The sequence below is a fragment of the Acidiplasma aeolicum genome (genome assembly GCF_001402945.1).
GTDB lineage: Archaea > Thermoplasmatota > Thermoplasmata > Thermoplasmatales > Thermoplasmataceae > Acidiplasma > Acidiplasma aeolicum.
On the sequence record NZ_LKBG01000233.1, the window covers coordinates 1 to 12,449 of the forward strand.

The 12,449-nt window shown below is 35.1% G+C and carries 13 protein-coding genes and 3 tRNA genes; 12 read left to right on the forward strand and 4 right to left on the reverse strand.

Annotated features, from left to right (window positions below):
• From AOG54_RS05890 to AOG54_RS05905, 4 genes are all read left to right on the forward strand, one after another.
• On the forward strand, positions 1-907 hold a 907-nt coding region (locus tag AOG54_RS05890; protein ID WP_162200874.1), incomplete at its 5' end, for a M13-type metalloendopeptidase.
• Positions 908-960: 53 nt separating this feature from the next.
• Positions 961-1,356: a hypothetical protein gene (locus AOG54_RS05895; protein WP_054964311.1), complete on the forward strand. Its 396-nt coding sequence runs from the start codon at positions 961-963 to the stop codon at positions 1,354-1,356.
• Between the two features lie 60 nt (positions 1,357-1,416).
• A tRNA-Asn gene (locus AOG54_RS05900) sits at positions 1,417-1,489 on the forward strand.
• 44 nt (positions 1,490-1,533) lie between these two features.
• A tRNA-Ile gene (locus AOG54_RS05905) sits at positions 1,534-1,607 on the forward strand.
• Positions 1,608-1,871: 264 nt separating this feature from the next.
• Here AOG54_RS05905 and AOG54_RS05910 read toward each other — a convergent pair.
• From AOG54_RS05910 to AOG54_RS05925, 4 genes are all read right to left on the reverse strand, one after another.
• The gene (locus AOG54_RS05910) at positions 1,872-2,240 is read right to left on the reverse strand and encodes a hypothetical protein (RefSeq protein ID WP_048101578.1); all 369 of its coding nucleotides are present in this window, start codon (positions 2,238-2,240) and stop codon (positions 1,872-1,874) included.
• A gap of 198 nt (positions 2,241-2,438) precedes the next feature.
• Positions 2,439-2,510, reverse strand: a tRNA-Ala gene (locus AOG54_RS05915).
• Between the two features lie 31 nt (positions 2,511-2,541).
• Positions 2,542-3,840: a cation:proton antiporter gene (locus AOG54_RS05920; protein WP_054964312.1), complete on the reverse strand. Its 1,299-nt coding sequence runs from the start codon at positions 3,838-3,840 to the stop codon at positions 2,542-2,544.
• 1 nt (position 3,841) lies between these two features.
• Positions 3,842-4,564 carry an NAD+ synthase gene (locus AOG54_RS05925; RefSeq protein ID WP_054964313.1) on the reverse strand — a complete coding sequence of 241 codons (723 nt, stop codon included), beginning with the start codon at positions 4,562-4,564 and terminating at the stop codon, positions 3,842-3,844.
• Between the two features lie 178 nt (positions 4,565-4,742).
• Between AOG54_RS05925 and AOG54_RS05930 the strand changes: the two genes are divergently transcribed.
• From AOG54_RS05930 to AOG54_RS05965, 8 genes are all read left to right on the forward strand, one after another.
• Entirely contained in the window at positions 4,743-4,949 is a 207-nt protein-coding gene (locus tag AOG54_RS05930) for a DUF3311 domain-containing protein (RefSeq protein WP_048101621.1), read from the forward strand.
• Positions 4,939-6,441 carry a sodium:solute symporter family protein gene (locus AOG54_RS05935; RefSeq protein ID WP_055032535.1) on the forward strand — a complete coding sequence of 501 codons (1,503 nt, stop codon included), beginning with the start codon at positions 4,939-4,941 and terminating at the stop codon, positions 6,439-6,441. Before AOG54_RS05930 ends, AOG54_RS05935 begins: the two co-directional genes overlap by 11 nt.
• 135 nt (positions 6,442-6,576) lie before the next feature.
• The gene (locus AOG54_RS05940; RefSeq protein ID WP_236692471.1) at positions 6,577-7,569 is read left to right on the forward strand and encodes a respiratory chain complex I subunit 1 family protein; all 993 of its coding nucleotides are present in this window, start codon (positions 6,577-6,579) and stop codon (positions 7,567-7,569) included.
• Positions 7,566-8,207 (forward strand): hypothetical protein, encoded by a 642-nt coding sequence (locus AOG54_RS05945; RefSeq protein WP_048101624.1) that lies wholly within the window; start codon positions 7,566-7,568, stop codon positions 8,205-8,207. The genes AOG54_RS05940 and AOG54_RS05945 overlap by 4 nt, the downstream gene beginning before the upstream one ends.
• Positions 8,204-9,529 (forward strand): proton-conducting transporter transmembrane domain-containing protein, encoded by a 1,326-nt coding sequence (locus AOG54_RS05950; RefSeq protein ID WP_054964316.1) that lies wholly within the window; start codon positions 8,204-8,206, stop codon positions 9,527-9,529. The genes AOG54_RS05945 and AOG54_RS05950 overlap by 4 nt, the downstream gene beginning before the upstream one ends.
• Complete coding sequence (locus tag AOG54_RS05955) at positions 9,516-10,670, forward strand: NADH-quinone oxidoreductase subunit D-related protein (protein ID WP_054964317.1); 1,155 nt, start codon at positions 9,516-9,518, stop codon at positions 10,668-10,670. Before AOG54_RS05950 ends, AOG54_RS05955 begins: the two co-directional genes overlap by 14 nt.
• The gene (locus AOG54_RS05960; protein ID WP_048101627.1) at positions 10,667-11,275 is read left to right on the forward strand and encodes an NADH-quinone oxidoreductase subunit B family protein; all 609 of its coding nucleotides are present in this window, start codon (positions 10,667-10,669) and stop codon (positions 11,273-11,275) included. The genes AOG54_RS05955 and AOG54_RS05960 overlap by 4 nt, the downstream gene beginning before the upstream one ends.
• On the forward strand, positions 11,268-12,449 hold a 1,182-nt coding region (locus AOG54_RS05965), incomplete at its 3' end, for a proton-conducting transporter transmembrane domain-containing protein (protein ID WP_201779325.1). The genes AOG54_RS05960 and AOG54_RS05965, both read left to right, overlap by 8 nt.

The window sequence follows — 12,449 nt, forward strand, 5'->3', positions numbered from 1 at the left end:
GAAAAAAATGGAAATAATGGTTAATGACATAAAGGATGCATTTAGTGAGAGATTAAAAAATGTAAAATGGATGGGTGATGAAACAAAATCAAGGGCACTTAATAAATTCTCAAGGTTTACAACAAAAATAGGTTATCCAGAAAAATTCAGGGATTATAAGGGTCTTTTAATCCGACCGGATGATTATTTTGGAAATGTATTCAGATCAGAAATTTTTGAAATAAACAGGCAGATTAATAGATCAGGAAAGGCTGTTGACCATACCGAGTGGGAGATGACACCCCCCACAGTAAATGCATATTTTAACCCGCTTGCAAATGAAATTGTGTTTCCTGCTGGAATTCTTCAGCCACCATTTTTTGATCCTGATATGGATGACCCGGTGAATTATGGTGGCATAGGCGGCATAATAGCACATGAAATAACGCATGGTTATGATGATGAGGGGCGTCATTTTGATGAAAATGGAAATTTAACAGACTGGTGGACAAGGGAGGATGAGGATGCCTTTAATAATATTGCAAATAAAATTGCAGAACTTTATGGTTCACTGGAAATACTTCCCGGACTAAAGGTTAATGGCAGGCTCACACTTGGGGAGAATATTGCGGATATAGGCGGCGTAACAATAGCCTATGCAGCATTGAAAAAACATCTGGAAAAACATCCTGAATTAAGGAAAAATATAGATGGATTTACACCTGAGCAGAGATTTTTCATTGCGTGGTCACAGGTATGGCGCGGGAAGATAAGGGAAAATGAGATAAAAAGGCTTATTACAATAGATCCACATGCCCCGGCCAGATTTAGGGGGGAGATACCGGTATGGAATCATCCAGATTTTGAAATGGTTTTTAATGGATACAATAAAGAAAATAGAAAACATGAAAAAATAATAATCTGGTAAATTTTATTTTCAATATGATTATTTTTATTTATAATTATGAAATTATGCATACAATGATAGAAGTGGATTCGATTATCAAGTCTGAAAAATTTTTAAGACCTGCCTATGATGATGCATCAAGATTTTATATACCCATCAGATCATTATATCTATCATCAAAACTTGGCATTAAAAATGATTCAGAAATGGATGTTGAGATAATTTCTGTATATGCTATTAAGGATTATTTAAATACAGAGGATCTTAAAGAACTCTCCAATATAAAAATGAGGATGTATCTAAAACCCTCAGGGTGCGGCCCAAATGATGGATTGTTTTTTACAAATGATGCGGCTAAATTATTTGAAAAACATTCCATAATGGAGGATAAATACAGAATCAAATTAGTTATAAATAAAATAAATGGAGTTAATATAAATGAGGATGGTAAATTAAGATTTGAATTTTAATTTTATTAATATTTAAAAACGGAAAATCTTAAAAATAAGAATGTAATTACTAATAACAGTGCCGCCATAGCTCAGTAGGTAGAGCACTCGGCTGTTAACCGAGCGGTCGTCGGTTCAAACCCGACTGACGGCGCTCATTAAAAAGATTTAAAAGTGAAAAAGTAATAATGCTTGGAAGGGGTTGTAGCTCAGCTAGGTAGAGCGCCTGGCTCATAACCAGGTGGTCGTCGGTTCAAACCCGGCCAGCCCCATTAAGTATATGTGCAGGTTCATGTATTTTTTGAACCTTTTTATTTAAACCTATTTTTGCCTGAAAAAGCTTCTCAAGCTTTGATTTCATATACTTTGCCACCTCCAAATTTGATAAATGGGTATACCTCTGGGTAGACCTTAACGACCTGTGGCCAAAATGTTTGCACCTGTATAATGTTTAATTAACCTAAACTTAAAAATATAATTAAGGTTTTGATTATATAAGTTAAAGTTTTAGGCCATAGTACAATAAAAATAAGGGATTAATTGGATTTTCTTCCAATAAAATATATGATGCCGGATAATATAATCAGTATAACATCCAAAATTATACTGTCCAGGGCAGATGCAGTCCATGGCAATCTTTTTCCAAATACCGGGGCAATGGTTATTCTTGATTCAAGCAATAAGGCTGTATCAAGAATATAAAAAATAAAAACAGGAAGATAAAAACTCTTTTTATCACTAACGTATATCATTGCGGATACTATGGATATTGCAATTACAAATCCAAAAAATACCTTTACTATGTATGGTAATTTTATACCAAGCAGTGTCATGTGAATTCCTGCCCATATGGATGAGCCCAGTATTGCAAGCCATCTTAATACATCAATTGTTTTTGTGTTCATGCTTTTTTTAAATAAATCATATTATTTAAAAACTTTTTACAAATTATGTATAAATTTAATTAATTCAGGTATTTTTATAATTAATTATTTAGAAATGTTTCAGCAGTATATTTATCACGTATTAATTGTTTTAAAATTTTAGTTTCCTGTTTGTTTTGATTTTTAAAATTTATTTTGGAATTTTTAATTTTTATATAATGGACCGAAGGGGATTTGAACCCCTGCCCTCTTCCATGCCAAGGAAGCGATCTACCGCTGATCTATCGGCCCTACATGGTTATTACAGAATGGCGTATAAATTTTATGATACCTCATCACCCTTATCATCACCAAATAGGATCCTTCCAATATATGGGACATAGATGGTCTGGAGTATTATTGATATTAAAACAACAAATGAGACTGATGCATATATAATTGCACCGTACTGTATCAATATTTTTATATGGTCCTGTGAGCCTATGACAAATGGTACGGTTGAAAGCACAACAGGAACAACCCCCCGCGGTCCTACCAGTGACATGAATATTTTGCTTCTGGTATCAAATTTTATTATATTCTTGCTAAAATCAAAAATGCTTAGGGATGCAAATACCGCAAGTGGCCTGATAACGAATATAACAATTAAGGATATTATAAACCCAAAGAATATATAATTAATAAGCTGCACACGTGTCAGAATACTTCCAAGGAGGATAAAAATAACTGACTGTGCCATAAATGATAAATTTTCATTAAAGCTTGTCTCACGATTCCAGAATATGCTTTTATCAGAATAGTTACCAACTATTGCACCTGTTGCTATTATGGCTGGAAATGGTGTTATGCTTATTGCCTGGAGTGATGTAAATTCAAATAGGACAATACCCAGTGTAAGTGCAACCAGCAGGTTTTCAAAATTAAAATACCTGTTTAAGTATATTATAATAAATCCAAGTCCTATTCCTATGGCAGATGGTACGGCTATTTCCAGCATAAGAAATGAGATTGAGCCAAATATAATTCCTGTATGATTATAAAGAAATGTAAAAAGCATGGAATACGATACGCTTGGTGCTGTAAGGGCGATCCCTATTGTTAAAAGTATTATGCCAAGCGGATCATTAAAAAGGCTTTCTCCTATTAAAGTTCCAGATACATCATCCCTAATTTTTATTTTTTTGAAGGTCGGAATCAGTGATGCGGGGTCGGTTGGGGAAATGATTGCACCAAATAAAAATCCTATTATAAAAGGTGCACCTGTTAAAATTGAGAAGAATATCCCAGCACCCACTGCAGTAATAACCATACCTATAGTATCTAGGGAGGCAATTTTATAAAGGTATCTCCTTAAAATTCTTGGATTTATATTATGTGATTCATAATAAAGGATAATTACAAGACCAAGCAGGCCTATTCCAACAGTTCCAAATGATGATAATAAATAGATGGCAAAGCCATGTGATATTAATCCGAGAACCGGCCCAAAAATCAGGCCAAATACAATGAGAACCGGTATGTATACAGTTGATGCCTTCCTCGATATTGGTATGGAAAACGCTGCTATTATTAAAATAAAACTTATCTCGTAGTATTCATATGTAATTGTCGATATAAACATTTTAGTTCAGTGTTTCTGGCATTCTCCTTTTATGCTCGGAATTGTTATATATGCCAATAATTTTTTTATAATCGTCAGTATCCTTTCGTATATTTTTATCAAATATATCAATTAAGATCTGATCAACCCTATCATACGGCATTGAGAGCTCATCCTCATCATACTGGTTTTCCCAGAGACCTGCTGAGGGTTTTTTGTTTATTATAGAATCTGGTATGCCAAGATATTTTGATATTTTTCTTACATCTGTTTTATAAAGGAATTCAATGGGTTCAATATCACATGCACCATCACCAAATTTTGTATAATATCCAAGAAGATACTCGGTACGATTTGTTGTTCCTATTACAAGGCCGTTATACTGATTTGCAAAATAATACAGTATGGTGGCCCTGATTCTTGACCTTAAATTTCCCTCAATTTTTTTATCGGTGTGTCCCAAAATTGAAATATATGAAGAAAATACAGGCTCTATATTAATGGTTTCTATCCTTATACCGGTATTATCTTCAAGTGCCTTTATATCATCATAATCTGATTCCCTGGTAAATCTATCAGGCATAAAAATTGCCTTAATTTTATTTGTATTTATTGAAACCGAAAGTAATTTTAAAACCAAGGAGCTATCTATTCCAGAGCTGACTCCAAGCACCGCGATTTTACCATTAAGCCTGCTCTTTAAGAACGTTTTAATTTTTTCAACAACCTCATCTTCATTAAACACATAATGTTAATGAAATGGAATTAAATAAATATTTAGTTAAGGCTTAATAAAATTATTATGATTACTGATAAAAAATCTTAAAAAATTTTTTATGCAATTTTTAGAAGATAATAATAAAATGATTACGTATAATAAATGCTAGGTAAAGTTTAAATATTTATAATATATGAGCCTACTAATGAAAGTAATAAATATAATACTACTGGCAATACCTTTTATAGTATTGCTTTTTGGAATAACACTGTACAACAGGAGTTCCCCATCTCTTGGTGGGTTTCCTTTCTTCTACTGGTTTCAGATGCTATGGATATTTCTAACTGCGCTGTTCACAAGCATAGTATATTTAAATGAAAGAAGGGAAAATGGTGATAAGCATGTACAATGATCTCGATTATATCCTGTTCTTCGGCCTTATAGGTTTTGCCATTGTTGTGGGTTTCCTTGCCGTATTCTGGAAGAGGGTTGCAAGTCTTGAAAATGAACTTGAATACGGTCTGGCCGGCAGGAGGTTTGGTACCGTAATAGTATGGTTCCTTATAGGTGGTGATATATATACTGCATACACACTTATAGCGGTGCCGGGCCTTGAGGCATCAGCCGGCGGGCTTGCCATGTTTGCAGTACCCTATGTTGTTCTTGTGTATCCGTTAGTTTATATATTCATGCCAAAATTATGGGCGGTTTCAAAAAATAAGGGATACATAACAGCAGGGGATTATGTAAAGGATAGATTTTCATCAAGATTTCTTGCCCTTCTTGTTGGACTAACAGGTGTTGTTGCCGAAATGCCATATATAGCATTGCAGATAGTTGGCATAGAGGTATTACTGGATTCAATGAAGCTTCCCGTTGAGTTAAGCCTTATAGTGGCATTCCTCTTTGTTGCAGGATTTACACTTATAAGTGGCCTAAGGGGTCCAGCACTGACAGCCATTGTTAAGGATGTTCTTATATGGGCTGCTGTTCTTACAATAATAATTGTTGTGCCAATAAAACTCGGAGGCTTTGGCACAATATTTTCGGATGCAAAGGTAGCCGGATTAAACCTTAATATATCCCCTGCACTCGATGCCGGCTACGTTACACTGGCATTTGGGTCTGCACTTGCCCTATTCCTGTATCCTCATGCATTTACCGGGGCCTTAAGTTCAAAGGATGCAAACACAATAAAAAAGAATTCATCCCTTTTACCGTTATACAGCGTTTTATTGCTATTTGTCACATTATTGGGTGTGGCCGCAGTTGCCGTTCTAGGAATGCCATTTGACGGTAAGCATGGTGCACCAGCAAGCAGCTTTGCATTTCCGTATCTAATAGAACATATGTTCCCATCATGGTTCTCATCCTTTGCATTTGCCGCGGTTGTGATAGGCAGCATAGTACCATCATCCATAATGGCACTGGCGTCCGCAAACCTTATTACAAGAAATCTTTATCTTGAATACATAAATCCAAAGGCCTCATCCGCAAGGCAATCCGTTGTTACAAGGATAATGGTGGTGGTTGTTATTCTTGGTGCCCTGCTATTCTCATTTGTGCCAGCCGCATCAAGGCAGATAATATTCTTACAGACATTTGGCGGTGCATTTGTTCTTCAAACATTACCGGCGGTCTTTCTTTCATTATACACAAGGAAATTAAACAAGTGGTCTGTTGGAATAGGATGGTTCGTAAGCCTTGTTATAACTGTTATAATGCTGGTCCAGATGAATCTAACAGTATCATTCTATAAATACTTCTTTGAGGTTTACATAGGCCTTATAGGGCTTGGCATAAATCTGCTCGTTGTAGGCCTTATAACACTTGTAATGTACCTTACCAAACATGTTAAAGAGGAGGGGACAATAGAGGAAAAGGACTTTGAATACAGCAGTTAATTTTATGAATATTTTTTAAATTCCTTTTTTTAAATTTATTTAAAAATTAGGACCATTTTAATATTATAAATGTCATTATATGTAAGCAAATTAAAAATAAATTTTAAATAATGAAAAATAATATACCGGTATGGAATGACGTCTCCACAATGCCAGAGGGCTGATGACGTCTACTTGGTGATACCCATGATTCATCTGGTTGTGGAGACATTATCTCAATATTTATTCGTTATTCTTGCTTCCCCGTTATTTGCAGGTATCTTTGAGAGGTTAAAGGCCATTATTGAATCAAGGCATGGACCTAGCATATTTCAGCCATATTATGATATCTTTAAGCTCCTTAAAAAGGAGACATTAATAAGCTTTAAATCAACACGGCTTTTTATAGTCGCACCCTATATTGCCTTTGGCATATATTCTTTAATTGCACTTATTATTCCCGTATTTATGTCAAGGCCCATTATATTTACCGCATCGGGCGATTTTTTTGCTGGTGCAATACTGTTTTCTGCGGCGGCATTTGTTAAAATTGCTGGTACCATGGACTCGGGAAGCAATTTTTCATCCCTTGGAATATCAAGGATTTTATCATTTAATTTTTTTAGTGAGGGGACACTTATAACGGTGTTTTTTGCAGTGGCACTTATAACGGGCACAAACAATCCCTATGTAACCAATAATTATCTGATATCCCATCCATTATCAAATCTTAGCCTTGTTCATATCTTTGCCATTTTTGCGTTTTTCATGATTTTCATTTATGAATCTGGAAGGATACCCACACAGAGTGAGGGTCTCCAGGAAATGGGAATGATAGATTCTGGAATAGATTATGAATACAGTGGCAAGCTGCTTGCAGTAAATAAATGGTCTTCATACATTAAACAGTATCTGCTTGGGTCGGTCCTGTTAAATGTGTTTTTAATACCGTGGGGAATAACAAACACATTTCCAGATTTCTTATTAAACATACCTGTAATGTTTTTAAAATGGATGTTTCTCATAATTATTGTGCTTATAATAGATACAACCATGGCCAAGCTAAGACTGTTTAAGGTTGTAGACTTTCTTGCTGTGGCCTTTATTTTCTCAATACTTTTCCTGATTTTAACAGAGGTGATTGGATGAACATAATTTATACACTTATTTATTTAATATCTGCTGTACTTGTTATCACCGGATTTTACATTCAGGGCAACAAGTATCTTAGATCTATGGTTTTAACACTGGCATTTCAATCGCTTATTATTGCAATTATAGCCTTCATGCTTGGTATGATGCTAAAAAATTATACATTTATAATACTTGGCATTCTTGTAATAATTTTAAGGGTATTTCTGGTTACATATTTCTTAATAAAAAGAATACCAAGGAGTTTGAGCTATGTGTATGAGCCAAGGGTAAGCACAACATACCTGCTAATACTTGACCTCATATTCATAATAGCATCAATATTTATTGTATACTCAATTTCTTTTATAAAAATAAAAACCATCATATTCCCTGTAAAGAACATAATACTATTCCCACTTCTATTATTCTTTCAGGGATTGTTTTTAATTGCATCTAGAAGAAGAACCATTGCACAGATCCTTGGCTATGTGGAGGAGGAAAACTCACTGATCATCCTTGGAACATTTCTGCTGCCGGTTCCAATAATAATAGAAAGCAGTGTTTTTCTAGATGTGCTAATACTTGTTGTAATATTCTCTGTTATAAGCATTGAAAAAAATGTACATGAAAGAATGGAGGAGTTGAGGGGATGATAATAGTACCTTTAATTATACTTATAATTCCACTTATAGCGGGCGCTTTTTATAAAAGCATTAAAAATGCATCTGTTGCCGGGGCCATTCTGGAAATGATAATGCTAATACCATTGTATTTCAGCCTTAATTATAAAGGGTTTTTCTTCATAACAAGGATAAATTTTATATTCATTCTAATGGTTTCATCAGTATATTTAATGTCACTACTTTATTCAAGAAAATACATAGAGGGAATCGAGAATAGGGGAATTACAGAAAAAAATTATTACCTTTTGATGAACTTTTTTTACATCTCAATGGAATTTGCACTTATGGTTAATAATTATGGATTCATGTGGGTGGGTATTGAAACAACAACCATATCATCAGCACTATTAATAATAACAGAAAAAAATGATGCATCGCTTGAGGCCACATGGCGTTACATAATTATAGTTTCTGCAGGGGTTACATTTGCATTTATATCTGTAATACTCATATATTATTCATTCCATACACTGGAAGTTACCGCAATTATATACCGGTCCAGCACGGGTGATCTGCCTGTAAGGCTTGCTGTTGGCATAGCCCTTGTTGGATTTGGTACCAAGGTGGGGGTTTTTCCAATGCACACATGGCTTCCGGATGCGCACAGTGAGGGACCTGCCCCGGTCAGTGCCATGTTTTCCGGTGTTTTACTTCCAACAGCACTTTATGTACTTTACAGAATATATGAGATATATCCCATGCCTGAAATATTCGTGTGGGCAGGCACGGTATCAGTTTTATTTGCGGCGCTGTTTTTAACCTACCAGCACAACTACAAGAGAATGTTCGCATACTCAACAATGGAGAATATGAACATGGCATTAATTGGCATTGGTACAGGTACATATGCCGGGCTTGTTGGCTCCCTTGTTCTTTTACTGGCCCACAGTTTTGGCAAGGCTGGTGCATTTTATTCAACCGGAGAAATTATGAAGATATCCGGGACGAAGGATATTAATAATATCTCAGGATTTATGAAAAATAAGATCGTTTCCTCATCCCTTTTAATATCATCCTTTGCTGTTACCGGGACACCACCATATGGAACGTTTTTTGGAGAATTTCTTATACTTTATTCGGTGATTACAATACATTACTATGCACAGTTCATAATTATTTTAATCTCAATTTTTATTGCCTTTGTCTCCATTAATTTGAATGTTTCAAAAATGATATTTAAGGGGGATTATAAGTATAATGAAACAAATGGCTCCATAATACCCCTTATTTCAGGTATTATTGCCATTTTTATTGGAATTGTATTTCTGGTGATAATAAATGAAATATTATAAAAATGGGATTAAATCTGGCAGGCTGATAGGAAAATATAAAAATTACAGTATATACTCTGAGGGCTTTATTTCAGTAATGGATGAAGAAAGCAGAATGTATGAAAAAAATCCAGATGAGATAAATTTTGCATATGGACCATCTGCTGGCGGCCTTGAGGAATCCATAGGATTTACCCTTCAAACCCCAGGCGAGATAATAAAAAATGTTGATGTTAATCCATCTTATAAGATGAGGGATATTAAAATTATTAATGATGATATATACACTGCACTTTTAAAAATAGAGAGGGTAAATGGATACCATGCCGCATCAAATTCAGTATGCTTTTTGCTTGCAGTTGAGGATGCCCTGGAAATAGAAAATTCTGATTCAAACAATGAAAGAATAATTGAAATAGAACTTGAAAGGATAAGATCAAATCTGCATGTCATTAAGGGATTATGTGAGTCTGCAGGTTTTTCCGTACCAGAGAAGCAGGTCTCTTACATTATAGAAAGGGTATCAAGGATCATTTCAGTATCATTCAGGCACAGATTTTTCTTCGGTGCAAATTTAATAAACATGGTTAATGGGAATATTGATTATGTTTTAAAAGAAATTGGTGATATTGAAAAGGAATTCAGATTATTGTATAATGACCTCCTGGCATCAAAGATATTTATGGACAGGCTACAGGAGAATGGAATATATAAGGATGTAAATTCCATTGGCCCTGCTGCCCGGGCAGCCGGCCTTAAGTATGATGCCAGAATTGACTCAAAATCATTACTCTATGATGGTTATAAGATATGCACGTACAGTTCCGGTGATGTTTTTGCAAGATTCATGGTTAGAAGCAATGAAATATTTTCAGCATGTGATATAATATTAAATACAGGTATTAAAAAACATTACATGAAAAAATATGATTTAAATAAATCTGGTGAGGGGGCCGCCAGAATTGAATCCCCGCAGGGAGACATATTTTATTATGTTAAAATTGATCATGGCAGAATATCTGATATAATAATGTCATCACCATCGGTTCTTAATCTTTATGCATTTAAAAAGGCACTGCCTGGTAATATCTTCACAGATTTCTTTTTTGTATGGGAAAGTTTTGGCATATGGGTTTCTGAAATGGGGGTGAATTTTATATGACACTATGGTTTCTTAACGGTATAAAAAAGGGAATAAAAACTGAAAAAAATCCCGATGAAAGCATGTTTAAACCTGATTATCCATCAGTTCTTGAGGGAAAAAGCAGTTATGACTGCCCAACAGGTGCCATAAGTAATGGAACATGGATTAAGGAAAAATGCATTTTCTGTGGAAGGTGCGATTTAAGACCAACCGGTAACCAGAATATATATAACATCCATGGAAAAATGCCTGAAATATTTAAAAGATCATTTTACCTGTATCCTATTGACTCAGGCACATGCGGTGCATGCAATGCAGAATTAAAATCGATATTTTCTCCACAGTATGATGCAAACCGGTTTAACATATTTGAGGCTGAAACTCCAAGGCATGCCGATGCCCTTGTTATTATGGGTGTTTATACAAACGGCATGGAAAAAATAATAGAGGAGGCATATAACGCAATGCCAGATCCAAAAATAGTAATAGCAATGGGGGCATGCACACTTTCAGGTGGAATTATTGGCTCAGGCATAAATAAAAAATTCAATGTGGAAATAGCTGGCTGCCCACCAACGCCATATTCAATCATATCTGCAATTTTAAGGTACAGAGGTGATTAATATAAATATATTATATTATATTCCACTTGTAATAATTTTTATTTCTGTACCCGTATCGATTAAATACAGAACGTTTGCATATGTATTATCCGTAATATCCTCAATTGCCTTTATTTTTATCACATTTAACAGATATAATTATATAACGTACTTTTACATGATTTCAGGCGCCGTATGGATAATATCATCAATATATTCCATATCCTACTCAAAATCCTACGGAAAATGGCTTTCCCCGCTTTTCCTTTTAACAATTTCAGGCATGATGGTTATACTTTATTCATCAAACTTTTTAATATTCATAACAGGCTGGGAAATTATGTCAATACCTGCATATGTTACCGTTGCTGTCAATAAAAGGAATGATGCTGAGGCCTATGTTTTTATGTTTTTCTCTGAAATATCCACAGTTTTTATTATTACAGCAGCGGTTATGTCATATTTTTATACCGGCAATTTTGGATTTAACATCCTAACCAATGATTATGTACTTTTAATTTTTACCATTGGTGCAATGTCAAAAATGGGGTTAACACCATTTATGATAAGCGAGTGGCTTCCAATAGCACATGGAAGTGCCCCGGCAAATTCATCTGCACTTTTCAGCGCCACCATGACGCTTATGGGTGTATATGGCATAACAAAAATCGCATTATTATCACCACAATCACAGACCATAGGAATCCTATTTACCGCCATAGGTGTGATATCTGTTATATTTGGATCACTCTATGCTTATATATCGGAAAATATGAAATCACTGGGTGGGTTTAGCACCATAGAGAATAACGGCACCCTTCTGTCAGCCATTGGCCTTTATGTTACATTTAATGATCACATATTAAGGATGTTTATAATTATTTCAGTAGTAATCTTCGCAATGGGGCATTCCATAGCAAAAACAGGCCTTTTTATGTCCGTTGGCAATACCGGTGCGGAATACTTCAGCATGGTATCAAAGAATTCCAGCAGTGCCAATAAAATCGGAAAATTTTTTATTTTTTCATCACTATCCGGTTTATTCCCCGGAATTGGAGGCCTTGGAACATGGATGGTCCTTGAATCATTTTTCATGGGTGCGTACCTGGGAGGCATCAGCGGGCTTGCCTCCCTGATAGGTGGTTCTGTACTTGCCATCGGCGAGGGTTTTGCCACAGCTGCAATGTTTAAAATT

Excerpts from the sequence above, each read along its gene's own strand:
- AOG54_RS05950 (WP_054964316.1), top strand. The coding sequence starts at position 8,204 with ATGATAATAGTACCTTTAATTATACTTATAATTCCACTTATAGCGGGC.
- AOG54_RS05920 (WP_054964312.1), bottom strand. The coding sequence starts at position 3,840 with ATGTTTATATCGACAATTACATATGAATACTACGAGATAAGTTTTATT.
- AOG54_RS05935 (WP_055032535.1), top strand. The coding sequence starts at position 4,939 with ATGTACAATGATCTCGATTATATCCTGTTCTTCGGCCTTATAGGTTTT.
- AOG54_RS05895 (WP_054964311.1), top strand. The coding sequence starts at position 961 with ATGATAGAAGTGGATTCGATTATCAAGTCTGAAAAATTTTTAAGACCT.
- AOG54_RS05960 (WP_048101627.1), top strand. The coding sequence starts at position 10,667 with ATGACACTATGGTTTCTTAACGGTATAAAAAAGGGAATAAAAACTGAA.
- AOG54_RS05955 (WP_054964317.1), top strand. The coding sequence starts at position 9,516 with ATGAAATATTATAAAAATGGGATTAAATCTGGCAGGCTGATAGGAAAA.
- AOG54_RS05930 (WP_048101621.1), top strand. The coding sequence starts at position 4,743 with ATGAAAGTAATAAATATAATACTACTGGCAATACCTTTTATAGTATTG.
- AOG54_RS05940 (WP_236692471.1), top strand. The coding sequence starts at position 6,577 with ATGACGTCTCCACAATGCCAGAGGGCTGATGACGTCTACTTGGTGATA.
- AOG54_RS05945 (WP_048101624.1), top strand. The coding sequence starts at position 7,566 with ATGAACATAATTTATACACTTATTTATTTAATATCTGCTGTACTTGTT.
- AOG54_RS05910 (WP_048101578.1), bottom strand. The coding sequence starts at position 2,240 with ATGAACACAAAAACAATTGATGTATTAAGATGGCTTGCAATACTGGGC.